A 21,326-nucleotide genomic window follows, 5' to 3' on the forward strand; every position below is an offset into this window, starting at 1 on the left:
ACCGTGCAGCCTAGGAGATCGCACCGAAGGGCGTCACTTCGCGGAGGAAACCGCGAGCCTCCAGGAACCCGCCGAGCGACTCCCGGTGCTCGGCACAGGCCAGCCACGTCTTCCGATACTCCGGCGTGTGCAGCTTGGGGTTGTTCCACCGCAGCGCCCAGGCGGCGTCCGCACGGCAGCCCTTGGACGAACATTGCGGGGAAAGGTCGTCGCTCATCAACGTCAACGATAGGCGGCTCACGCCGCCGAGCGTGCCCACCGCCGAGCGTGCCCACCGCCGAGCGTGCCCACCGCCGAGCGTGCACCGCCGAGCGTGCCCACCGCCGAGCGTGCACCGCCGAGCGTGCACCGCCGAGCGTGCACCGCCGAGCGTGCACCGCCGAGCGTGCACCGCCGAGCGTGCACCGCCGAGCGTGCACCGCCGCCTCGTGGGGCTTCCGGGGGCTCGGCCCCCGGAGCAGACATGCGGAAGCCCCCTGGGTCCGCGCACTCCGCGGACAGGGGGCTCCGATGGGCTGAACGCCGGGCGACCACGGGGGAAGTCGCCCGGCGACGAAGGGAATGTTACACGGAAACTCGAGATGCGCATCCTCCCGTGTTCGGCGTCCGATCCCGCGCATTACGCAGAAAGATCGACACGACCGGGCCATGGCGTCGCACGCGCTCAGCGCGTAATGCGGGTACACCGAGCGCACTTTCAGCTAGGTCGTGTAAGTCTTGTTCGTCAAAGCTGCTTTCAGCCGACCGCTGTGGAGGACCGGTGGCCCAGCCGCTCACGCCCGAGAACGAACCGAGCAACGGGAGCGCCCCCGTGCCACCCGCCCAGGACGCGACGCAGCTCGAGCGTGCGATGTTCGAGGTCAAACGGGTGATCGTCGGCCAGGACAGGATGGTCGAGCGGATGTTCGTGGCGCTGCTCGCGCGCGGCCACTGCCTGCTCGAGGGCGTCCCCGGCGTGGCCAAGACGCTCGCGGTCGAGACGCTGGCCAAGGTCGTCGGCGGCACGTTCTCCCGGGTCCAGTTCACGCCCGACCTGGTGCCGGCCGACATCGTCGGCACCCGCATCTACCGGCAGACCTCGGAGAAGTTCGACGTCGAGCTCGGCCCGGTCTTCGTCAACTTCCTGCTCGCCGACGAGATCAACCGCGCGCCGGCCAAGGTGCAGTCGGCGCTGCTCGAGGTGATGGCCGAGCACCAGGTGTCGATCGGCGGCCAGACCCACGAGGTGCCCAGCCCGTTCCTGGTGATGGCCACCCAAAACCCGATCGAGCAGGAGGGCGTCTACCCGCTGCCCGAGGCCCAGCGCGACCGCTTCCTCATGAAGATCCTGGTCGGCTATCCGACCGACGCCGAGGAGCGTGAGATCGTCTACCGCATGGGGGTGAGCGCGCCCGAGCCCAAGCGGGTCTTCACCCCGGAAGACCTGCTCGGCCTGCAGCGCCGGGCCGACCAGGTCTTCGTGCACAACGCGCTGGTCGACTACACGGTCCGGCTGGTGCTGGCGACCCGCGCCCCGGCGCAGCACGGCATGCCCGACGTCGCCCAGCTCATCCAGTACGGCGCCAGCCCGCGCGCCTCGCTCGGCATCGTCCGCGCGACCCGGGCCCTCGCGCTGCTCCGCGGCCGCGACTACGCCCTCCCGCAGGACCTGCAGGACATCGCGCCCGACATCCTGCGGCACCGCCTGGTGCTGTCCTACGACGCGCTGGCCGACGACATCCCGGCCGACCACATCGTCGCCCGCATCATGCAGAGCGTGCCGATGCCGTCGGTCGCCTCCCGCCAGGGCACCTCGCCCAACGGCAACCATCCTTCCGCTCCCGTGAGTGCCGCTCCCCAGGCAGGTGCCGGATGGCCGGCCCAGCACTAGATCCGTCGGCCGACGGCTCGCCGTTCTCCGCCCCCGGCGGAGGTCCGGGCGCCGGCCCCTCCGCGACCGCGGGCAATGGTGCCGCCGCGGGTAACGGTGCCGCCGCGGGCAACGGTGCCGGCGGTGCGGCTCTCGACGGGGCGGCGCGGGCCGAGGCGGTGCTCGGGCGGCTTCAGCTGCTGGTCACGCGCAAGCTCGACGGTCTGCTGCAGGGCGACTACGTGGGCCTGCTGCCCGGTCCGGGCACCGAGGCCGGCGAGTCGCGGGAGTACCGGCCCGGCGACGACGTGCGGCGGATGGACTGGCCGGTCACCGCGCGCACGACCCTGCCGCACGTACGGCAGACCGTCGCCGACCGGGAGCTCGAGACCTGGCTCGCCGTCGACCTGTCGGCCAGCCTCGACTTCGGGACCGCCCGCTGGCTCAAGCGCGACCTGGTGATCGCGGCCGCCACCGCGATGGCCCACCTGACCGTGCGCGGCGGTAACCGGATCGGCGCGGTCGTCGGCACCGGCTCCGGCATAGCGGGACGGAGCTTCGGCGTACCGGGAAGGAAGCGCAGGAACGCCGCCCCGGCCGCCCCGCCGATGGTCCGCCTGCCCGCCCGCCCCGGCCGCAAGGAAGCGCAGGGGCTGCTCCGGGCGATCGCCCGCACCGAGATCCGCCCCGGCCGCGCCGACCTCGGCGAGCTGATCGACATGCTGAACCGGCCGCCCCGCCGCCGCGGGGTGGCCGTCGTGATCTCCGACTTCCTGGCGCCGATCGACGGCTGGGCCCGCCCGATCCGCAAGCTCGGGGTGCGGCACGACGTGCTCGCCATCGAGGTCGTCGACCCTCGCGAGCTGGAACTGCCCGACGTCGGCGTGCTCACGCTCGCCGACCCGGAGACCGGCGTGCTGCACGAGGTGCAGACCGCCGACGCGAAGCTGCGCAGCCGGTACGCCGAGGCGGCGGCCGAGCAGCGCGGCGCCATCGCCCGCGCCCTGCGCACCGCCGGGGCCGCTCACCTGCGCCTGCGCACCGACACCGACTGGCTGCTGGACATGGTCCGATTCGTGGCCGCCCAGCGACACGCACGCACCCGGGGGACCACCCGATGATTCGCTTCCTGCAGCCGTGGTGGCTGCTCGCGCTGCTCCCCGTCCTGGCGATGGCCGGCGTCTACGTGTGGCGGCAGTTCCGCCGCCGGACGTACGCGATGCGCTTCACCAACGTCGACCTGCTGCGCACGCTGGCGCCCAAGGGCCTCGGCTGGCGCCGGCACGTGTCGGCGACCGCGTTCCTGCTGAGCCTGTTCGTGCTGGGTGCGGCCATGGCCCGCCCGTCGGTCGACAAGCAGGAGCCGCTGGAGCGGGCGACCGTGATGCTCGCGATCGACGTATCGCTCTCGATGGAGGCCGACGACGTCGCCCCCAACCGCATCGAGGCCGCCCAGGAGGCCGCGAAGGCGTTCGTGAACGAGCTACCGCCGAGCTACAACCTGGGCCTGGTGTCGTTCGCCAAGTCGGCGAACGTCCTGGTGTCGCCGACCAAGGACCGGTCGTCGGTGATCTCCGGCATCGACGGCCTGACGCTGGCCGAGGCGACCGCGACGGGCGAGGCGGTGTTCACGTCGCTGGACGCGATCCGCACGGTCCCGGCCGACGGCGCCGACGGCGCCCCGCCGGCCCGCATCGTGCTGCTCTCCGACGGATACCGGACGTCGGGCCGCTCGATCGAGGACGCCGCGACGGCGGCGGCGCAGGCCAACGTGCCGGTCTCGACGATCGCCTTCGGCACCGACACCGGCGTCGTCGATATCCGGGGCAACCTCCAGCGCGTGCCGGTCGACCGGCTGTCGCTGCAGCAGCTGGCCGAGCAGACCAAGGGCTACTTCTACGAGGCGGCCTCGGTGGGCGAGCTGAAGAAGGTCTACGAGGACATGGGAAGCTCGATCGGCCACCGCGTCGAGCCGCGCGAGGTGACCCAGTGGTACGCCGGCGCGGCGCTGCTGTTCGGTTTGGTCGCCGCGGCGTTCAGTCTGATCTGGACGTCCCGCCTGCCGTGAGCGGCCGAGCACGAGGCCCGCGGCGAGTGGGGCTGCGGCGAGTTGGCCTGCGGGGCCCGCTGAGCCGCGGTGCTCTGAGCTGCGGCGCGCGTGTGGGTGAGCAGAGCTAAGGGCGCGGCGCAGGGCCGGCGGGCGGGCCCGCCGGCGCGGGAGCGAGCGGCGTGATGGTGGCCGGGAGGGCCGGCGGATGGCCGCTCACGAGTTGCTGTGGACGAGCACGAACAGGATGACCACCCAGGCCGTGGCGAGGGTGAAGCTCAGGGGCGCGACGAAGTTCTTCACGGCAGACTCCGCTCGGTGAAGTGATGTGAACTGGCGATGGGGATCGCGCGCAGGTCACGTCGCGGCCGGCGCCTCCGCATCCCGGTGTCGCGGCGCACACGACGGGGGCCGGCCTCGGCGCGTGGGGCGGCGAAACCGGGGGATGCGGGGCGGGGAAGTCGTCAGCGGTCAGACGCGCTGACGGCGGGCCCGGCCACGACTAGGAGGATCGCTATCTCGCACAGCGATCACCTCCGAGAGTCAGAGCCGGAATCACTCCGGCGGCCGGTAGCTCCTGGGGCCCGAAACCGGTGCAGCGCAGGCATCCGGGCCGTCGGGAACTGTACCCCTTAAGGCCAACTTAATAAACGCGGGAGGCCCCCTCGTGGCGAGGACCACCCGAGAGGACGATGTCGCTGACCGCGCGGAGGGTGGCGCTGCCCTCAACGAGGTAGTAATCGTGCCCGGCGACGCCGTCGGTGGGCAGCGCGGTGGCGCCGAAGCCGGCCGACGACGGCCGCTTGCCGAGGCCCAGGCCGAGCACCCGCACCTGCGGGATGCGGCGGACCCAGTCGTGCGGCGCGAGCGCCGACCACACGCGGGCGCCGCCCAGGTCGGTGGCGTGCGCGGCGCCCATGCCGGGGGAGCCGAGCGCGATCACGTCGGCGACCTGCGGCAGGCGCGGCGCGGCCAGGCCGACGACCAGGGAGCCGTAGCTGTGGCCGATCAGCGTGACGGTCGCGCCCGGGCGCTGGCGCAGCACGTCCTGGACGAACGTGGTCAGCAGCGCGGCGCCGGAGCGGGCCCGGCCCTCGGTGGCGGCGGCCAGGCCGATGCCCTCGGGCGGGTCGTAGCCGAGCCAGGAGATCACCGCGACGTCCCGGTCGCGCTTGCTGAGCTGCCGGTAGAGGGTGCGGCCCTGGACGCCGGGCGCGCGCCGGGCGATGCCGCCGAGGCCGCGGTCGAAGTCGGCCAGCGTGGTGTCGACGCCGGGCACCAGGATCGCGATGCGCGAGGCCGTGGCCAGGTCGCCGAACACCTCGGCGGCGCGCCCGTCGCCGGCCGGGTCGAAGAAGAGGAAGCGCCGGCCCTGGGCGGCCCATGTCGCGTACGGGCAACCGGTCGCCAGCATGCGCACCGACGTCTCGCGGTAGGCGTCGGCGAAGGCGGGCAGGTGCGAGACCACCGAAGCGGGAACGGCGGCGGCCGGGGCGACCGGGATCGGCAGGAGCAGAGCCAGGGCGAGGACGTTCGGCAGGATGCGCATGAGCCGCACGGTCCGGCCGGGAAACCCCCGCGGTCGTCACACCGCGGTAGCCAATCGGGCGTGCTACCCCGGTACTACGAGGCCCGTCTCGTAGGCGAAGACCACCGCCTGCGCCCGGTCGCGGAGGTCGAGCTTGGTGAGGATCCGTCCGATGTGGCTCTTGACCGTCTGCTCGGCCACCACCAGATCGGCCGCGATCTCCTGGTTGGAGCGCCCGCGGGCGACCAGCCGCAGCACGTCGGTCTCGCGCGGGGTGAGCGCGTTCAGCGCGGCCGGTCGCGGCCGGTCGCCGGGCGAGCGGGCGGCGAACTCGGCGATCAGCCGCCGGGTCACCGAGGGCGCGAGCAGGGCCTCGCCGGCCGCCACCACCCGAACCGCGTTGATCAGGTCGGCGGCCGGGGCGTCCTTGAGCAGGAACCCGCTGGCACCGGCACGCAGCGCTTCGTACACGTAGTCGTCGAGGTCGAAGGTGGTGAGGATGAGGATCCTGGGCGACGCCGAATGACCCCCGGACAGGCGCCGGGTGGCCTCGAGACCGTCCATCACCGGCATGCGGATGTCCATGAGGACCACGTCCGGCCCCAGCTCGCGCGACCGGGCCACCGCGTCGGCGCCGTCCGCGGCGTCGCCCACCACCAGCATGTCGGGCTGGGCGCCGAGCAGCGCGCCGAAGCCCTCGCGGACCATCGCCTGGTCGTCGGCGATCAGGATCTTTATCACTCGGTGGGCCTTTCGAACGGCAGGGTCGCGTGCACCACGAAGTCGAACCGGTCGGGCCCGGCGGTCAGCTCGCCGCCGAGCAGGGCCGCCCGCTCGCGCATGCCGATCAGACCATGCCCGCCGCCGGAGGCCGAGACCTCGGTGCGCCGGTTGCGCACGGTGAGCTCGAGCCGGTCGGAGGCGCCGCGAGCCTCGACGGTCACCGGGCCGCCGGGCGCGTGCCGCGCGGCGTTGGCCAGGGCTTCCTGCACGATCCGGTACGCCGCGAGCCCGACCGTCTCCGGCACCTTCCCCAGCCCCTCGGCGGTCAGCGTGACGTCGACCCCGGCCGCCTGCGCGTTCTCCACCAGCGCGCCGAGGTCGGCCAGCCCCGGCTGGGGCGTGGTCGGCGCCTCGGCGCCGTCCTCCGCGCGCAACGCCCCGAGCAGCCGGCGCATGTCGGTCAGCGCCGCCCGGGCCGCCGTCGCGATCGTGGCCAGCTCCTCCTCGGCGGCCGCGCCCAGGCCGCCGACCCGATAGGGCGCGGTCTCCGCCCGTACGGCGATCATCGACATGTGGTGCGCCACTACGTCGTGCATCTCCCGCGCGATGCGCGCCCGTTCCTCCAGCACCGCGCGTTTGGCCCGCTCCTGTTCGGTGAGCTCCTCGCTGCGGGCCAGCAGCTCGCGGGTGCGCCGCCGGCGGAAGGCGATGTCGCCGAGCGCCGCGATGGCGACCACCAGCAGCACGCCGCCCCACGCGTTGGCGGTCGGCGCGAACAGGAAGACCGGGATCAGGCTGGCCACCGTCGCCCACAGCGTGACCGCCGACTGCTGCGTGATCGCGAGCCGGCCGAGCACCACCAGGAAGCCGAAGATCTGCACCGGGTTCCACGGCCAGGGCTCGCCGGACGCCGCGTTGATCACGCCGAGGAACAGGAACGGGTACGCGATCCGCCAGGCCAGCACCGGCCGCCGGAAACACACGGCCACCGGCAGCACCGACCCGGCCGCCATGATCACGATGACGATCCCCGGCAGGTTGCGGTTGTCCTCGAGGTACGCCCCCGCGGCCAGGCCCAGGCCGGCCAGCGCGAGCAGGCTCAGCGGCGCCGCGTACCACCAGGAACGCCGTCTCGGCGCGGGTCGCGGCAGTTCCCTCAGCCAGAGGAGCCGGCGCAACGGGCCCGTGGCGTTGCGCCTCGTCGCCGGGCCGATAGTCTCCACCCGGGCAGGTTACGGCGGTGTTGCCGTGCCGTCGTGACCCCACGGTGCCAAATGGCACCCCCTACCTGGGTATGAGGAGCGTAATCGTCGTGGCTCGCACGGTGTTGGTGACCGGAGGAAACCGGGGGATCGGCCTGGCCATCGCCCAGGCGTTCGCGAAGCAGGGCGACCAGGTCGCGGTCACCCATCGGGGCAGCGGCGCGCCCGCGGGGCTGTTCGGCGTGCAGTGCGACATCACCGACTCCGCCGCCGTCGACGCCGCCTTCGGCGAGGTCGAGAAGGAGCTCGGCCCGGTCGAGGTGGTGGTGGCCAACGCGGGCATCACCGACGACACCCTGCTCCTGCGGATGAGCGACGAGCAGTTCGAGCGGGTCGTCGACACCAACCTCAAGGGCGCGTTCCGGGTCGCCAAGCGGGCCAGCTCGAAGATGCTGCGCGCCAAGTGGGGCCGAATGATCTTCATCTCGTCGGTGGTCGGCCTCTACGGCGGTCCCGGACAGGTGAACTACGCGGCGAGCAAGGCCGGCCTCGTCGGCCTGGCCCGCAGCATTACTCGTGAGCTGGGCTCCCGCAACATCACGGCGAACGTGGTGGCGCCCGGTTTCATCGAGACGGAGATGACCGCGGTCTTGTCCGACGCGCGCCGGGCGGAGATCATCAAGGCCGTCCCGGCGGGCCGGCTCGCCGGCCCGGACGAGGTGGCGGCCGCGGTGACCTTCCTGGCCTCGGACGCCGCCGCGTACATCAACGGCGCGGTGATCCCGGTCGACGGCGGTCTCGGCATGGGCCACTGACTTTCTTTTAACCATAGGAGCGAATTCCCGTGTCTGGATTGCTGGCCGGCAAACGGCTGCTCATCACCGGGGTGATCACCGACGCCTCGATCGCCTTCTCGGTGGCCAAGGTCGCGCAGGAGAACGGCGCCACCGTCGTGCTGACCGGCTTCGGCCGGCTGTCGCTGGTCGAGCGGATCGCCAAGCGGCTGCCGCAGCCGGCGCCGGTGATCGAGCTCGACGTGACCGACGAGGAGCACCTGGCCGCGCTGCCGGACAAGGTGCGTGAGCACGTCGACGGCCTCGACGGCGTCGTGCACTCGATCGCGTTCGGGCCGCAGAGCGTGCTCGGCGGCGAGTTCCTCAACGCCGGCTGGGAGGACGTGTCCAAGGCGCTGCACGTCTCCACGTACTCGTACAAGTCGCTGGCCACCGCCTGCCTGCCGCTGATGCCGCAGGGCGGGAGCATCGTGGGCCTCACCTTCGACGCCACCCTGGCCTGGCCGGTCTACGACTGGATGGGCGTGGCCAAGGCCGGCCTCGAGTCCGCCTCCCGCTACCTGGCGCTGCACCTGGGCCCGAAGGGCATCCGCAGCAACCTGGTCTCGGCCGGCCCGCTGCGCACGATGGCCGCCCGGTCGATCCCCGGCTTCGAGCAGTTCGAGAAGGCCTGGGTCGAGCGCTCGCCGCTGGGCTGGGACCTCGACGACGCCGAGCCGGCCGCCCGCGCCGTCTGCGCCCTGCTCTCGGACTGGTTCCCGGCCACGTCCGGTGAGGTGATCCACGTCGACGGGGGCTTCCACGCCATCGGCACCTGAGGCGGGGGACAATGGCGTCGTGGTCTACGACGCCTTTGTCCTCCTGTCCTTCGGCGGTCCCGAGAAGCCCGACGACGTGATGCCGTTCCTGCGCAACGTGGTGCGCGGGCGTGGCGTCCCCGAGGAGCGCCTGGCCGAGGTGGCTGAGCACTACTACCACTTCGGCGGCGTGTCCCCGATCAACCAGCAGTGCCGTGATCTGCTCGCCGCCCTGCGGGCCGACGGCCTCGACCTGCCGCTCTACTGGGGCAACCGCAACTGGCATCCGATGCTCGAGGACACCGTCGCGCAGATGCGGGACGACGGCATCACCCACGCCCTCGGGTTCGCCACCAGCGCCTACGGCGGCTACTCGTCGTGCAAGCAGTACTGGGAGGACATCGCCCGGGCCCGCGCGAAGGTCGGCCCGGGCGCCCCGGTGATCTCCAAGCTGCGCCAGTTCTGGGACCACCCGGGCTTCGTCGAGCCGCACGCCGACGCCGTACGGCAGGCGCTGTCCACCCTCGATCCCGGCCGCCGGGCCACCACCCGCCTGGTCTTCACCGCCCACTCGATCCCGCTGTCGATGGCCGAGACCGCGGGCCCGACCGGCGGCCGGTACACGGCCCAGCTCCACGAGACGGCCGGCCTCGTGCACGCCCGGTCCGCCGCCGAGCTGCCGTGGGACCTGGTGTGGCAGAGCCGCTCCGGCCCGCCGCAGGTGCCCTGGCTCGCGCCCGACATCAACGACCACCTCGAGGCCCTCGCCGGACAGGGCGTCACCGACGTGGTGGTCAGCCCGATCGGCTTCGTCTCCGACCACCTCGAGGTGCTCTGGGATCTCGACAACGAGGCGGCCGAGACGGCGGAAAAGCTCGGCCTGGGGTACGCACGAGCCGCCACGCCCGGCACCGACCCGCGCTTCGTCACCATGATCCGCGAGCTGGTCCGGGAGCGCACCGATGCGCAGCCGGCGAAACGGCTGGGTACTCTCCCGGTCTGGGACGACTGCCCGGGCGGATGCTGCCCGGCACCCCAACGGCGAGGAGCGAGATGACAGAGCGCAAGGCCATCGAGAGCTGGCTCACCGACATGGACGGTGTGCTCGTCCACGAGGGCGAGCCGGTGCCCGGGGCCCCCGAGTTCGTCAACCGGATGAAGGCGTCCGGCAAGCCGTTCCTCATCCTCACCAACAACTCCATCTACACGCCGCGCGACCTGCAGGCCCGGCTCAACCGCATGGGCTTCGACGTGCCCGAGCAGTCGATCTGGACGGCCGCGCTGGCCACCGCCCAGTTCCTGGCCGACCAGCGGCCGGGCGGCACGGCGTACGTGATCGGCGAGGCCGGGCTGACCACGGCCATGCACGCGGCCGGTTACGTGCTCACCGAGTTCGACCCGGACTACGTGGTGCTCGGCGAGACCCGCACCTACAGCTTCGAGGCGATCACCAAGGCGATCCGGCTGATCGACGGTGGCGCCCGGTTCATCTGCACCAACCCGGACGCGACCGGCCCGTCCAACGAGGGCGCGCTCCCGGCGGCCGGCTCGGTGGCGGCGATGGTCTCCAAGGCCACCGGCGTCGAACCGTACTTCGTGGGCAAGCCCAACCCGATGATGATGCGCTCGGCGCTGAACACCATCGAGGCGCACAGCGAGAGCACCGCGATGATCGGCGACCGGATGGACACCGACGTGCTGTGCGGGCTCGAGGCGGGACTGGAGACGATCCTGGTGCTGACCGGCATCAGCAGCCGGCAGGACGCCGAGCGGTTCCCGTTCCGGCCGTCCCGCATCGTCGACTCGGTCGCCGACCTGATCGGCGAGATCTAGCCACCCGGGCGCCGGGCGCCGACTACGGTGTCCGGGTGAGTCTCGCCCGCACCCGTCGCACCAGGCCGTTCGCCGCCCTGGTGGTGGCGTTCGGCGCGATCGCGGGCCTCAGCCACCTGTACGCGCCCACGCCGCCCCCGGCCGACCCGCCGGCGCCGGTGGTCACGTCCCCGGTCGCGGCCGCACCGCGGCCGGTGCCGCCGAAGAAGGCGGCGAAGCCACCGGCCGGCCTGAAGACGATCACGTACGTGCAGGTCCCCGGCGGCTTCCCGGCCGACCCCGAGCCGGCCGCCACCGCGTTCGTCGCCGGCGCCCTGCACGCGCCGAGGCGGCTGGCCCTCTACGACGCGCCCGGCGGCACACCGCGGGCCTACCTGCCGCCGTCGATCCGGGGCGTGCCGGTGACGGTGCCGATCGTCGCGCGCCGGCCAGGCTGGGTCGCGGTGCTGCTGCCCTCGGTGAACCGGCGGATCGGCTGGCTGCCCGACCACGGCTGGGAGGCGCGGACCCTGCGCGACCAGCTGGTCCTGAGCCGGAGCACGCACGAGCTCACGTGGCTGCGCGACGGCGTACGCCGGGAAAGCTGGACCGTCGCGACCGGCGCCGCCCGCACGCCGACGCCGCTCGGCCGCACGTTCGTCCTCGGCCGCACCGGCACCCGCGGCGAGGTCTACGCCGGCCTGGACGCGCTCGTGCTCGGCGCCGTGCCCGACGACCGGGGAGCGGTCGCGCCCGGCCTGCAGGACGCGCACACCGGCATCCACGCCTGGTACCGCGGCTCGGTGTTCGGCCGCAGCGTCTCCAACGGCTGCATCCGGCTGCCGGCCGCCGCCCAGCGCACCCTGCTCGACCACATCGGACCGGGCACGGTGGTCAGCGTGGTAGACAGGGCCGCGTGACCGACACGATCATCGCGACCGCCTGGGTGTGCGTGCGCGACCGCCACGTCCTCGTCGTCCGGCCCGGCTACACCGACGCGTTCTACCTGCCCGGCGGCAAGCCCGAGGAGGGCGAGACGTACGCCGAGGCCGCCGCCCGCGAGGTGCGGGAGGAGGTGGGCATCGTCGTCGACCCCGCCGATCTCGAGCCGTTCACCGAGATCGTGGCGCCCGCGCACAACCGGCCGCCGGGCACGGTCGTGCGCCTGATCTGCTTCACCGGCGGCGGCGACGGTCAGGAGCCGGCGGCCGCCGCCGAGATCGGCGAGATCGCGTGGTTCACCGCGCACGATCGGCGACGATGCGCCCCCGCCATTCAGCTACTGGTCGACGAGCTCGCCGGCCGCGGACTGGTTCACTGATAGACCACGACCGAGCCGGCCATCCGGTCGTGCAGCGTGCGGTTGCGCTCGCCGAAGACCATGAAGCCGTCGACCCACAGATAGATGCTGCACGTCACCGAGCTGAGAATCGTGCCGAGCAGGCCCTCGATGAGGATCTGGCGCATGATCATCCGGCCGAGGTCGAACGGCTGGCCGGTGTTGGCGTCGACGACCACGTGACCGAGCATCTTCTTGGCCGGGGTCTGCCCGTCCGGCCAGGTGAAGAATGACCAGATCAGAAAGCCGATGCCGAGCGTGACGATGGCCAGCACGCCGTCGAGCAGCCGCGCGCCGAGCCGGCCACCGGGCGAGACGAGCCGCTCCTGCCGCTGCGGGTAGGGGTGCTGCGGGTAGGGGTGCTGCGGGTAGGGGTGCTGCGGGTACACGGGCGCGTTCGGGATCGGCTGCAGGGCATAGGCGGGAGCGGGCGGCGGGGCGTACGGATGGGCCTGCTGCGAGTTTTCGCCGTGCGGAAGCGTCATGGTGTCCGGTGCCCCTTTTGTGCAAAAAGCAATTTCCCTTGGGCAATCAACTTCCGGGAAAGCGGGTACGCGATCAATCCCTCGGTCGGTTCTTGACTCGACCCGGTCGTGGGATCCTGTCGGGCGTGCATGTGGACTTCGAGAGCGAGTTGTGGGTCTGGGCAGCGCGCCCGGATGAGGGCTGGACGTTCGTGACGCTGCCGGTCGACGCCTCGGACGTGATCCGGGACCTGACGGCGGGGGAGCGGCGCGGCTTCGGGTCGGTGCGGGTCGAGGCCCGGATCGGCGCCACCGTCTGGCGGACCTCGATCTTCCCGGACAGCAAGGCCGGGGCGTACGTGTTGCCGGTCAAGAAGGCGGTGCGCAAGGCCCACTCGCTCGAACCCGGCGACAAGGTCACCGTCGCGGTCGAGCTGGTCGGCTACTGAGCCTGCCGGCCCTGGAAGAAGCGGGCCGCGATCGCGGTGTGGATGCTGAACCCGAGCTCGGTCGGTCCGTAGAGGATCTCCCAGCCCAGCGTCTCGTCGTTCGGGGCCGGGCGCGGGATGGCCGACGCGTCGGGCAGGGCCGGGAACAGGCCGAAGACGAGCAGGGTGCCGTCGGGGGCGCTCACCGTGTCGAAGTGGCGGACGCCGGCCGGGTCGGTCTTGAGGCCGACCTCCTCGGACAGCTCGCGGGCGGCCGCCGCCTGCCACGACTCGCCCAGGTCGACGTAGCCGCCGGGCAGCGCGAGGCGGTCGCGGGCGGGCGGGATGCCGCGGCGTACGACCAGGAGACCGTGACCGACCGGCTGCACCGCGACTGCCACCGGCTTCGGGTTTCGATAGGACGTCTCGGCGCAGGCGGCACACCGGCGCGGCCAGGCCTGGCCCGGGGTGAAACGGGCCCCGCAGAACGTGCAGTGGGCGAAGCGGTCCGGCATCTACGGCCGGAGGGGCGAGTTGCAGGCCGCCACCAGCGCCTGGCGGCACGCGGTCAGGAGCGGGCGCAGGGCGGCGTCGCGCTGCTGCGCCTCGTACCCGTTGACGGCGCCGCCGGGCGCGTTGGTCTCGGCCAGCGCCAGCACCTGGTCGAGCACGCTGGCCCGGGCGAACAGCCGCCGGGCGCGCGGGTCGAAGCCGGCCGGCAACGTGGCCGTGCTCTCCGGCCGGCGCAGCGCCTGCAGCGCCCCGGCCAGCTCCGGCTTCCACTGCGCCACGTCGAGCTTGGTGAGCTGGGTGGTGGCCTCGGTCAGCGCCATGGTCAGCTCGCCCTCGGCCTCGGCCGCGCCCATCTGGAACACCGGCTTGTAGTCGGCCACCGGGTAGACCCGCCACAGCACCGTCTCGAACTCGACGCCGGAGCCGGACGTGTGCCGCCGCACCTCGGGCACCACGCCGAAATGCGGGGTCATGACGGCCTCGCCGGCCAGCAGCGCGGCGCCGGTCAGCTCGCCGGGGCCGGGCAGGCCGCGCGGGTCGCCGGGCGCGGGCAGCACCAGGCGGATGTCGTCGGGGTGCACCTTGGCGAAGACGGGCAGGCCCTGCGGCAGCGGCACGTCGGTCCACGTGCCCGGGGCGTCGGCGACCAGGTGCTCCTCGTCGGCGGCGATCTCGCCGGCCAGCTCGTCGAACGGCACCAGACCGGCGCGCCAGGCGCGCACCCAGGCCACGAACCGGGTCGAGCGCCGCGCGGTGCGGGTGGCCGCATCAGCTGCGGGGGACATGCGAGCAAGGGTACGTGCCCACCGGGAAGGTTGTCTCGGCCGGAGCGTCATAAAGGGCGTGTCCCAACGCACGGGTTACCGTGCCTTGCATGTATGGGGAGGACGTGCTCAAGGCGCAGTGGCGCCGCCGGAAAGTGGTGCCCGAGGTGGACGCCGAGCCCGATCTGGTGGTCGAGGACGCCGACTCCGGGTTCTGCGGCGCGGTGGTCGGGTTCGAGCTGGGCGCGGTCGTGCTCGAGGATCGGTTCGGCAAGCGGCGGAACTTCCCGCTGACGCCGGCCGCGTTCCTGCTCGACGGCAAGCCGGTGACCCTGCGCAAGCCGTTGGTCGATGCCCAGCCGCAGCGCCGGGTGACGGCGTCCGGGTCGGTGGCGGTCGCCGGGGTCAAGGCCCAGGTCGCCAAGGCCAGCCGCATCTGGGTCGAGGGCATCCACGACGCCGCGCTGGTCGAGCGGATCTGGGGCGACGACCTGCGGATCGAGGGCGTGGTCGTGGAGCCGCTGGACGGCATCGACGATCTCGCCGCGGCCGTCCGCGAGTTCCAGCCGTCGAAGGAGCGGCGTCTGGGCGTACTCGTCGATCATCTGGTCCCGGGCTCGAAGGAGAGCCGGATCGTCGCCGCGGTGACCGACCCCCACGTGCTGATCACCGGGCACCCCTACGTCGACATCTGGCAGGCGGTGCGGCCGGAGCGGATCGGCATCAAGAAGTGGCCGGTCATCCCGCCCGGGCGCAACTGGAAGGAGGGCGTCTGCGAGGCGTTCGGCGTGCGCGAGCCGGCCGACATGTGGCGGCGCATCCTGCGCGAGGTGAGCAGCTACAAGGACGTGGAGACGCCGCTGATCAACTCGATGGAACGGCTGATCGACTTCGTCACGGTCGGGTGAGGGCCACGCCCAGCCGCTTCGCGGCCTCGGCGAGCCGGTCGGGAGGCTGGGCGGCGTAGCCGAGGACGAGGCCGGGCGGTCCGGGCCGGTGCCGATGCCAGGAGAGCGGATGCACCAGTACGCCGCGGGCCGCGGCCCGCTCGGCCATGAGCTCGTCCGGTTTCTTGCCTGTCTGGTCCGGCGTGCCGCCGGTCTCGTCCGGCGAGCCGGCGGTCTCGTCCGGTGTGCCGGCAGTCTCGTCCGGGGTCTCGCCCGGCAGCAGGATCAGCAGGTGCAGGCCGGCCGCCACGCCGGTCACCTGGGCCTGCGGCAGGTGGGTGCGCAGGCCGGCCAGCAGGGCGTCGCGGCGGCGCCGCTGCCGGGACCGGACCAGGCGCAGGTGCTTCTCGTAGTCGCCGGTCGCGAGCAGGTGGGCCAGCACGAGTTGGGGGAGGGCCGGGTTGCCGAGGTCGCTGTCGTGCTTGGCCTCGAGCAGCGCCGGTTGCATGCGGCGGGGCGCGATCAGCCAGCCCAGGCGCATGCCCGGGGCCAGGGACTTCGAGACGCTTCCGGCGTACGCGACGCGGTCCGGCGCCGATCCCTGCAGCGCGGCCACCGGCGCCCGGTCGTAGCGGTGCTCGGCGTCGTAGTCGTCCTCGACGATCAGGCCGCCCCAATCCAGCAGCGCCCGCCGGCGTGCCGGGCTGAGCACGACGCCGGTCGGGAACTGGTGCGCCGGGGTCAGGACGGCCGCTTCCTGCGTGATCCGGTCGACCCGGATGCCCTCGTCGTCGACGGGCACGCCTTCCGGCCGTACGCCCCAATGGGCCATTTGGTCTTTTGCCCCGCGCGAGCCCGGATCCTCGACCGCGGCCGTGGTCACGCCGTTCGCCCGCAGCGTCTGCGCCAGCAGCGCCAGGGCCTGGGCGACGCCGCTCACCACGATGATGTCGTCGGCCTCGGCGCGGATGCCGCGGGTCCGGCGCAGCCAGCCGATCAGCTCCGCCCGCAGCCGTGGGCTGCCGCCCGGATCGCCGTAGCCGAGGTCGGCCGCCGTGACCTCGTCGAGCACCGCCCGCTCCGCCCGTAGCCATTGCTTTCTCGGGAACGCCGACAGATCGGGCACCCCTGGGGACAGATCGATGTCGATGCCGTCGGGCGCCGGGAAGGGCAGGCGAAGGGCGCTCATCGCGCGGCGGCGGTCCCTGCCCAGATCGGATTCATCGCTTATGCCGGTTACGGTGGTGCCGGCGCCGGTGCGGCCCGTGGCCAGCCCCTCGTCGATCAGCCGTTGGTAGGCCTCGACCACGACGCCGCGCGAGATGCTCAGATCGTCGGCCAGTACGCGGGTGGCGGGCAGCCGAGTGCCCGGCGCCAGCCGGCGTCCCGCTATCGCGTCCCGCAACCCCGCCGTGAGCCAGGCGGTGAGCCCCTTGGCCGGCGCGTCCTCGGCCCGCAGCTGGAGAAAGTCGGAGCCGGAAATTGGTCCTCCTTTTGCCCACCCGGATTGGCCCTTCAACCGGACCATACCCGCGGACAGCATGGTTCGTGTGAACCCACTACCGCTCCTGTCCGGCGCCGCCGGCATGGTCTTCGTCGGCGGCAGCGTCGCCGTCTCGGGCGCGCTGGCCGGCGCGCCCGTGCTTACCGTCCAGGCGTTGCGCTACGCCGTGGCGTGCCTTCTGTTGGTCTTGTTCGCCCGCCTTTCCGGCTTGCGTCCTGTTCCCGGCTCGCGTGCTGTTTCCGGCTCGCCTGTCGTCTTCGGCTCGTCGGGTTTTCTCGGTCGCATGGTCGGCTCGGCCGGCCGCCTCGTGCGGCCGCGCGGCGCCGAGTGGCTCTGGCTCGCCGGGGTGGTCGTGACCGGCATGTTCGTCTTCAACCTCGCCCTGGTGCTGGGCGCCCGGCACGCCGAGCCGGCCGTCCTCGGCGTGGCCGTGGCCTGCGTGCCGGTGCTGCTAGCGGTCGCCGGGCCGTTCCTGGAGGGCCGCGCGCCCGCCGCCCGCCTGGTAGCCGCGGCCGCCGTCGTCACCGCCGGCGCGGCGCTGGTGCAGGGCTTCGGCCGCACCGACGGCATCGGGCTGCTGTGGGCGCTGGTCACGTTCGCGTGTGAGGCCGGCTTCACGCTGCTGGCGGTGCCGGTGCTGGGACGGCACGGCCCGCTCGGCGTCTCGGTGCACGCGACCTGGATGGCCGCGGTGTTGTTCGCGATGACCGGCGTCGTGCGCGAGGGCCCGGGCGCGGTGCTGCGGCTCGGTACCACTGATCTGCTCGCCGGCCTGTATCTGGCCGTCTGCGTCACCGCGCTGGCGTTCGTGCTCTGGTACACGTGTGTCTCGCGGGTCGGATCGGCGCGGGCAGGGTTGCTGACCGGGATCGCGCCGATCGCCGCGGCGGTGGTGGGGGTGCTGATGGGCGGCCCGATGCCGTCGCCGGTGGTCTGGGCCGGGGTGGCGGTGGTCGCGGCCGGCCTGGGGCTGGGGTTGCGGAGGACGACGGCGGTGCCGGTCGCCCCGGACGCGCCGCCCGCGGTCGCGGTCGCGTCGGTTGCGTTGCCCGGAGTCGCGGATGCGCCGTCCGCGGTCCCGGTCGCGCCGGTTGCGTTGCCCGGAGTGCCGGATGCGCCGTCCGCGGTCCCGGTCGCGCCGGTTGCGTTGCCCGGAGCCCCGGACGCGTCGGTCGCGTGGGTGGCGTCGCCCGTGGTCCGGGCCACCCCGCCGTTCAACGCCGTCTCGTCCGCGGCGCTTGTGGAGAGCGTCGCGAAATTGTCGTAGGGGTGTGCTCTAGTAAGCCCCACCCGAGACGAGGGTGGGGTCGCACACGCGAGGCGCTGAACGTCCTCCGTAATACCTCAAGCGCAATACCTCAGTCGTAATGCTGCAGCCGAGGCCACAACACATGCCAAGCCGTAGCCGGCCGGCACAGATACACGCTCGCCTCCAGCTCCTCGTTCTCGACTCCGGAGCTGTTGTGCAACGCGGTCCCGCTCCCGCACGGGCCGAACAACGCGGCCACCCGCGCCGGCTCGGCCTGCGACACCACCACGACGACCGTCTTGTCGTCCGGCGGCGGTCCGAAGCGGAACAGCTCGTTGTGCCCGCTGTAGACGGCCGGCAACCCGAGCGCCGGGCCGTAGCGGTCGACGGCCCCCGCCTCTCCGTAGTTGCCGGTGAACACCACAGCGTGAGCGCGGTCCGCGGCCGGTAACTGGTCGTACACGGCGGCGATCTGGGCCACGTACTCCGGCCAGCCGATCTGGTCGCCGATCGTGGGGTTGGCCCCGGCCGCGCCGCCCATCCGATTGGCGGGCAGGATCGGCAGCGACGAGACGATGCCGAGCGCGGAGAGAGCCACGACGGCGGCGCCGAGCACGACCTGCCGCGCCCGGTGGCCGGTCACCCAGCGTTCGACCGGCACGCTGCCGATCGCATACAGGCCGTAAAGCAGGCCCAGCGTGTAGTACGGCTGCCCGGCGACCACGAAAACCAGGACCACCATCAGCGGGTACGCGACGGCCAGCGCCCGGACGGGCCGGAGCCGGCGGTCCCGGCACAGTGTGACCAGCCCGGCGATCCAGATGGGCGGCACCGCCAGCAGCAGCAGTTGGAACGGCAGCAGCAGCGTACGGGAATCGTCGCCCTTGTTCCGGGCCACCGCCTCGGCCATCTTCGCCTGGGGGAAGTCGTTGACCACCTGGTAGACGAGGTTGGGCAGGCCGACGAGCAGCGCGACGCCGACGCCGGCCCACAGCCACCTCGACCGCAGCTCCCGGCGCGGGCCGGCCACCAGCAGGCCGGCGCCGAGGCAGACCAGCAGCAGGACGACCAGGTTCTTGTTGTAGAGCCCGAGACCGGCGACGAGCCCGGCCCCGAGCCAGCTGCGCTCCCGGCCGGCGAGCAACGCCCGTACGGCGAAATAGACGACGCCGAGCCAGACCAGCAGATCCACCGTGCCGGTCGAGGTGTTGTGCGCCGACGCGAGCGGAACCGCGCCGAACGCACCCGATGCGGCCAGGGTCTGCGCGACGGCACCGCCGCCGACCTCCCGCGCGATGAGCGCCGCCAGCACCGCGGCCAGGCCGAGCAGGATCGCGCCCGGCACCCGCATCGCCCACACGCTGTCACCGAAGACCTCGATGCCGAGCCGGGCCAGCAGCGGGGTGAGCGGCGGCTGATCCACGTAGCCCCAGCGCGGGTGCGCGCCGAGCATCCGGAAGTAGAGCTCGTCGCGGTGGTAGCCGTACCGGGTGTCGGTGGCCAGCAGCAGCACGGTGACGCTCGCGGCGGTCACCCCGACGGCTTTCGCGGCCCGGTCCATGATGGACCGATGGTAGGGCGTCAGGCGAGGTCGTGGGGGTCCCGGCTGAAGACGAACGTCGCGATGTCCAGCTTGCGCACCGCCCCGTCCTCGTCGCGCAGGATCTGCAGGATCTCGCCCTCGTTGTCGCCCTCGGTGCCCCGCCAGCGGTCCGGCGCCTCGCGCACGTAGCGCGACCGGTGGTTCGGCCCGGTCATCTCGATCGCCTCGCCGTCGCCGCGCACCTCGTACTCGCGGCCCATCCACCACCAGCGGCCGGCCAGCGCCGCCGCCTCGCCGGTCGGGGGCGCGGGCGGCGACCACGGCACCGGCGTCTCCGGCTCGCCGTCGATCGCGGCGGTGAGCGCGGCCAGGGTGACCTGCTTGATGTGGGTGCCGGTCAGCCCGTACGCGTTGGCGAACGCGATCACCCCGAGCCGGCTCCGCCGATGGACCGCCAGGTGCGCGACGTAGCCCGGCATCGACCCGCCATGGCCGACGAAGACCCGCTCGCCCACCCGGAACAGTTGCAGGCCCAGGCCGTACCCGCCGGTCCACGACTCCAGATCGCTGATCACCACCGGCGCGCACATCTCGTCGACGGTCTCCCGGGGCAGCACGGCCGGCGCCGGGTCGGTCAGGAAGGCGGCCCACTTCGCCATGTCGGTGACCGTCGACCAGAGCTGGCCGGCCGGCGCCATCGCCCCCGAGTCGTGCCGGGGCTCCTCGTGCAGGCTGCCGTCCAGCGCGTGCACCACGTAGCCGCGGGCGAACGGCTCCATCGGGGCGTACGTCGTGCGCTTCATCCCGAGCGGGTCGAGCACCCGCTTGGCGACCAGCGACGGCCACGACTCGCCGGTCACCTTCTCGAGCACGGCGCCGAGCAGGCCGTACGCGAGATTGGAGTACCGGTAGCGACGGAACGGCGCCCCGAACAGCTTGTCGTAGCCGAGGTCGGCCAGCAGCTTGTCGACGTCACCGCCGGCGTTGCGCTCCCACCACGGCCCGTCCGGCTCCCGCTGCAGCCCCGACACGTGCCCGAGCAGCTGGCGCAGCGTGACCCCGCCGATCGGGGTGCCCGGCAGATGGCGGTAGAGCAGGTCGTCGAGCGCGAAGAAGCCCTCGTCCCGCAGCTGCATGACCATCGTCGCGGTGATCGTCTTGGTGATCGAGCCGAGCCGGTACTGCGTCTTCGCGTCCGGCACCGGGTGCGCGCCGACGCCCGCGAAGTGCAGGACGGCGCGGTCGCGGACGACGGCGAGCGCCAGCGACGGCGTACGGCCCTCGGCCTGGGCCCGGGCGGCGATCTCGTCGACCCGGCGGGCCGTCTCCGGCAGCAGCGACACGATTGACCCTCTCCGACAAACGACTCTTCTTCTTAACCGCTCGACGCGGCGTCGCGATGCGTGCGCGAGCGTGTCACGATCGTGGTGTGGAAGCGATTCTCTGGATCGTGCTCGGCATCGCACTGGCGATCGCCGAGGCTTTCACGGCCACCCTCCTGATCATCTTCTTCTCCGTGGGCGCGCTCGCCGCGGCCGGCGCGGCCGCCCTCGGTGCGCCGCTTCTCCTGCAGGTCATCGTGTTCGCCCTGTTCTCCGGCATCTCGGTCGGGGCGCTGCGGCCGATCATCCTGCGGCACGCGAAGCCGGCGCTGGAGACCGGCGACATGCCGTTCGGCATCGAGGCCATGGAGGGTACGCACGGTGTCGTGGTCGAAGAGGTGGACGGCGACCACGGGATGATCAAGCTCGAGGGCGAGCTGTGGCAGGCTCGGTCGTTCGACGGCACCGAGAAATACCTCCCGGGTGAACGAGTCCGGGTCGTCAAGGTCACCGGCGCCACGGCCATCGTGTGGCGCGATGACCTGCCCAACATATAGAGAG

Annotated in this window: 23 protein-coding genes; 13 read left to right on the top strand and 10 right to left on the bottom strand. The window is 72.7% G+C overall.

Features of this window, described 5'->3' with window-relative positions:
• Positions 1 to 10: 10 nt before the first annotated feature.
• Positions 11 to 217, bottom strand: a complete 207-nt coding sequence (locus ACQP2F_RS10660; RefSeq protein WP_433302956.1) for a hypothetical protein — start codon at positions 215 to 217, stop codon at positions 11 to 13.
• A gap of 543 nt (positions 218 to 760) precedes the next feature.
• Between ACQP2F_RS10660 and ACQP2F_RS10665 the strand changes: the two genes are divergently transcribed.
• Genes ACQP2F_RS10665 through ACQP2F_RS10675 form a run of 3 tightly spaced genes read left to right on the top strand, consistent with a single transcriptional unit; the run spans position 761 to position 3,917 of the window.
• Entirely contained in the window at positions 761 to 1,870 is a 1,110-nt protein-coding gene (locus ACQP2F_RS10665; RefSeq protein ID WP_433302958.1) for an AAA family ATPase, read from the top strand.
• Entirely contained in the window at positions 1,852 to 2,970 is a 1,119-nt protein-coding gene (locus ACQP2F_RS10670; protein ID WP_433302960.1) for a DUF58 domain-containing protein, read from the top strand. The genes ACQP2F_RS10665 and ACQP2F_RS10670 overlap by 19 nt, the downstream gene beginning before the upstream one ends.
• The gene (locus tag ACQP2F_RS10675) at positions 2,967 to 3,917 is read left to right on the top strand and encodes a 26S proteasome regulatory subunit RPN10 (protein ID WP_433302962.1); all 951 of its coding nucleotides are present in this window, start codon (positions 2,967 to 2,969) and stop codon (positions 3,915 to 3,917) included. Before ACQP2F_RS10670 ends, ACQP2F_RS10675 begins: the two co-directional genes overlap by 4 nt.
• Positions 3,918 to 4,539: 622 nt before the next feature.
• Here the strand turns inward: ACQP2F_RS10675 and ACQP2F_RS10680 are convergent.
• From ACQP2F_RS10680 to ACQP2F_RS10690, 3 genes are all read right to left on the bottom strand, one after another.
• A complete protein-coding gene (locus tag ACQP2F_RS10680; protein ID WP_433302964.1) occupies positions 4,540 to 5,445 on the bottom strand; it encodes an alpha/beta hydrolase in 906 nt (301 codons plus the stop codon).
• 63 nt (positions 5,446 to 5,508) lie between these two features.
• On the bottom strand, positions 5,509 to 6,165 hold the full coding sequence (locus tag ACQP2F_RS10685; protein ID WP_433302966.1) for a response regulator: 657 nt from the start codon (positions 6,163 to 6,165) through the stop codon (positions 5,509 to 5,511).
• A complete protein-coding gene (locus tag ACQP2F_RS10690; protein ID WP_433302968.1) occupies positions 6,162 to 7,370 on the bottom strand; it encodes a sensor histidine kinase in 1,209 nt (402 codons plus the stop codon). Before ACQP2F_RS10690 ends, ACQP2F_RS10685 begins: the two co-directional genes overlap by 4 nt.
• Before the next feature lie 89 nt (positions 7,371 to 7,459).
• On the opposite strand from ACQP2F_RS10690, the gene fabG reads away from it, so the two are divergent.
• The 6 genes from fabG to ACQP2F_RS10720 are packed head-to-tail and all read left to right on the top strand — an operon-like array spanning position 7,460 to position 12,073.
• On the top strand, positions 7,460 to 8,164 hold the full coding sequence (gene fabG / locus ACQP2F_RS10695) for a 3-oxoacyl-ACP reductase FabG (RefSeq protein WP_433302969.1): 705 nt from the start codon (positions 7,460 to 7,462) through the stop codon (positions 8,162 to 8,164).
• A 29-nt stretch (positions 8,165 to 8,193) separates the two neighbouring features.
• On the top strand, positions 8,194 to 8,961 hold the full coding sequence (gene fabI / locus ACQP2F_RS10700; RefSeq protein ID WP_433302971.1) for an enoyl-ACP reductase FabI: 768 nt from the start codon (positions 8,194 to 8,196) through the stop codon (positions 8,959 to 8,961).
• Between the two features lie 19 nt (positions 8,962 to 8,980).
• Positions 8,981 to 9,997: a ferrochelatase gene (locus ACQP2F_RS10705; protein ID WP_433302973.1), complete on the top strand. Its 1,017-nt coding sequence runs from the start codon at positions 8,981 to 8,983 to the stop codon at positions 9,995 to 9,997.
• The gene (locus tag ACQP2F_RS10710; RefSeq protein WP_433307446.1) at positions 9,940 to 10,773 is read left to right on the top strand and encodes an HAD-IIA family hydrolase; all 834 of its coding nucleotides are present in this window, start codon (positions 9,940 to 9,942) and stop codon (positions 10,771 to 10,773) included. Before ACQP2F_RS10705 ends, ACQP2F_RS10710 begins: the two co-directional genes overlap by 58 nt.
• Before the next feature lie 35 nt (positions 10,774 to 10,808).
• Positions 10,809 to 11,672 carry a L,D-transpeptidase gene (locus ACQP2F_RS10715; RefSeq protein ID WP_433302975.1) on the top strand — a complete coding sequence of 288 codons (864 nt, stop codon included), beginning with the start codon at positions 10,809 to 10,811 and terminating at the stop codon, positions 11,670 to 11,672.
• A complete protein-coding gene (locus tag ACQP2F_RS10720; protein ID WP_433302977.1) occupies positions 11,669 to 12,073 on the top strand; it encodes an NUDIX hydrolase in 405 nt (134 codons plus the stop codon). Before ACQP2F_RS10715 ends, ACQP2F_RS10720 begins: the two co-directional genes overlap by 4 nt.
• Here the strand turns inward: ACQP2F_RS10720 and ACQP2F_RS10725 are convergent.
• The gene (locus tag ACQP2F_RS10725; RefSeq protein ID WP_433302979.1) at positions 12,067 to 12,576 is read right to left on the bottom strand and encodes an RDD family protein; all 510 of its coding nucleotides are present in this window, start codon (positions 12,574 to 12,576) and stop codon (positions 12,067 to 12,069) included. The genes ACQP2F_RS10720 and ACQP2F_RS10725 overlap by 7 nt on opposite strands.
• A gap of 125 nt (positions 12,577 to 12,701) precedes the next feature.
• Here ACQP2F_RS10725 and ACQP2F_RS10730 point away from each other — a divergent pair, with 125 nt between their 5' ends.
• Positions 12,702 to 13,004, top strand: coding sequence for a DUF1905 domain-containing protein (locus ACQP2F_RS10730; protein WP_433302981.1), 303 nt, complete (start codon positions 12,702 to 12,704; stop codon positions 13,002 to 13,004).
• On the opposite strand, the gene ACQP2F_RS10735 is transcribed toward ACQP2F_RS10730, so the two are convergent.
• Both ACQP2F_RS10735 and ACQP2F_RS10740 read right to left on the bottom strand, forming a co-directional pair.
• A complete protein-coding gene (locus tag ACQP2F_RS10735; RefSeq protein ID WP_433302983.1) occupies positions 12,998 to 13,498 on the bottom strand; it encodes an NUDIX domain-containing protein in 501 nt (166 codons plus the stop codon). The genes ACQP2F_RS10730 and ACQP2F_RS10735 overlap by 7 nt on opposite strands.
• Entirely contained in the window at positions 13,499 to 14,281 is a 783-nt protein-coding gene (locus ACQP2F_RS10740) for a hypothetical protein (RefSeq protein WP_433302985.1), read from the bottom strand.
• An 89-nt stretch (positions 14,282 to 14,370) separates the two neighbouring features.
• Here ACQP2F_RS10740 and ACQP2F_RS10745 point away from each other — a divergent pair, with 89 nt between their 5' ends.
• Positions 14,371 to 15,168 (top strand): DUF3097 domain-containing protein, encoded by a 798-nt coding sequence (locus ACQP2F_RS10745; RefSeq protein WP_433302987.1) that lies wholly within the window; start codon positions 14,371 to 14,373, stop codon positions 15,166 to 15,168.
• Here ACQP2F_RS10745 and ACQP2F_RS10750 read toward each other — a convergent pair.
• Positions 15,155 to 16,690, bottom strand: coding sequence for a PLP-dependent aminotransferase family protein (locus ACQP2F_RS10750; protein WP_433302988.1), 1,536 nt, complete (start codon positions 16,688 to 16,690; stop codon positions 15,155 to 15,157). The two genes, ACQP2F_RS10745 and ACQP2F_RS10750, sit on opposite strands and share 14 nt — an antisense overlap.
• A gap of 7 nt (positions 16,691 to 16,697) precedes the next feature.
• Between ACQP2F_RS10750 and ACQP2F_RS10755 the strand changes: the two genes are divergently transcribed.
• Complete coding sequence (locus ACQP2F_RS10755) at positions 16,698 to 17,918, top strand: EamA family transporter (RefSeq protein WP_433302990.1); 1,221 nt, start codon at positions 16,698 to 16,700, stop codon at positions 17,916 to 17,918.
• Positions 17,919 to 18,009: 91 nt separating this feature from the next.
• Here ACQP2F_RS10755 and ACQP2F_RS10760 read toward each other — a convergent pair whose 3' ends face one another.
• Positions 18,010 to 19,461, bottom strand: a complete 1,452-nt coding sequence (locus ACQP2F_RS10760; protein WP_433302991.1) for a glycosyltransferase family 39 protein — start codon at positions 19,459 to 19,461, stop codon at positions 18,010 to 18,012.
• Positions 19,462 to 19,481: 20 nt separating this feature from the next.
• On the bottom strand, positions 19,482 to 20,786 hold the full coding sequence (locus ACQP2F_RS10765; protein WP_433302993.1) for a serine hydrolase domain-containing protein: 1,305 nt from the start codon (positions 20,784 to 20,786) through the stop codon (positions 19,482 to 19,484).
• 86 nt (positions 20,787 to 20,872) lie between these two features.
• Between ACQP2F_RS10765 and ACQP2F_RS10770 the strand changes: the two genes are divergently transcribed.
• Positions 20,873 to 21,322, top strand: coding sequence for an NfeD family protein (locus ACQP2F_RS10770; RefSeq protein ID WP_433302994.1), 450 nt, complete (start codon positions 20,873 to 20,875; stop codon positions 21,320 to 21,322).
• Positions 21,323 to 21,326: the final 4 nt, after the last annotated feature.

The sequence above is a fragment of the Actinoplanes sp. CA-030573 genome, assembly GCF_050951115.1.
Taxonomy (GTDB): domain Bacteria; phylum Actinomycetota; class Actinomycetes; order Mycobacteriales; family Micromonosporaceae; genus Actinoplanes.

Excerpts from the sequence above, each read along its gene's own strand:
- ACQP2F_RS10660 (WP_433302956.1), bottom strand. The coding sequence starts at position 217 with ATGAGCGACGACCTTTCCCCGCAATGTTCGTCCAAGGGCTGCCGTGCG.
- ACQP2F_RS10670 (WP_433302960.1), top strand. The coding sequence starts at position 1,852 with ATGGCCGGCCCAGCACTAGATCCGTCGGCCGACGGCTCGCCGTTCTCC.
- ACQP2F_RS10675 (WP_433302962.1), top strand. The coding sequence starts at position 2,967 with ATGATTCGCTTCCTGCAGCCGTGGTGGCTGCTCGCGCTGCTCCCCGTC.
- ACQP2F_RS10680 (WP_433302964.1), bottom strand. The coding sequence starts at position 5,445 with ATGCGCATCCTGCCGAACGTCCTCGCCCTGGCTCTGCTCCTGCCGATC.
- ACQP2F_RS10725 (WP_433302979.1), bottom strand. The coding sequence starts at position 12,576 with ATGACGCTTCCGCACGGCGAAAACTCGCAGCAGGCCCATCCGTACGCC.
- ACQP2F_RS10735 (WP_433302983.1), bottom strand. The coding sequence starts at position 13,498 with ATGCCGGACCGCTTCGCCCACTGCACGTTCTGCGGGGCCCGTTTCACC.
- ACQP2F_RS10740 (WP_433302985.1), bottom strand. The coding sequence starts at position 14,281 with ATGTCCCCCGCAGCTGATGCGGCCACCCGCACCGCGCGGCGCTCGACC.
- ACQP2F_RS10745 (WP_433302987.1), top strand. The coding sequence starts at position 14,371 with ATGTATGGGGAGGACGTGCTCAAGGCGCAGTGGCGCCGCCGGAAAGTG.
- ACQP2F_RS10750 (WP_433302988.1), bottom strand. The coding sequence starts at position 16,690 with ATGCTGTCCGCGGGTATGGTCCGGTTGAAGGGCCAATCCGGGTGGGCA.
- ACQP2F_RS10760 (WP_433302991.1), bottom strand. The coding sequence starts at position 19,461 with ATGGACCGGGCCGCGAAAGCCGTCGGGGTGACCGCCGCGAGCGTCACC.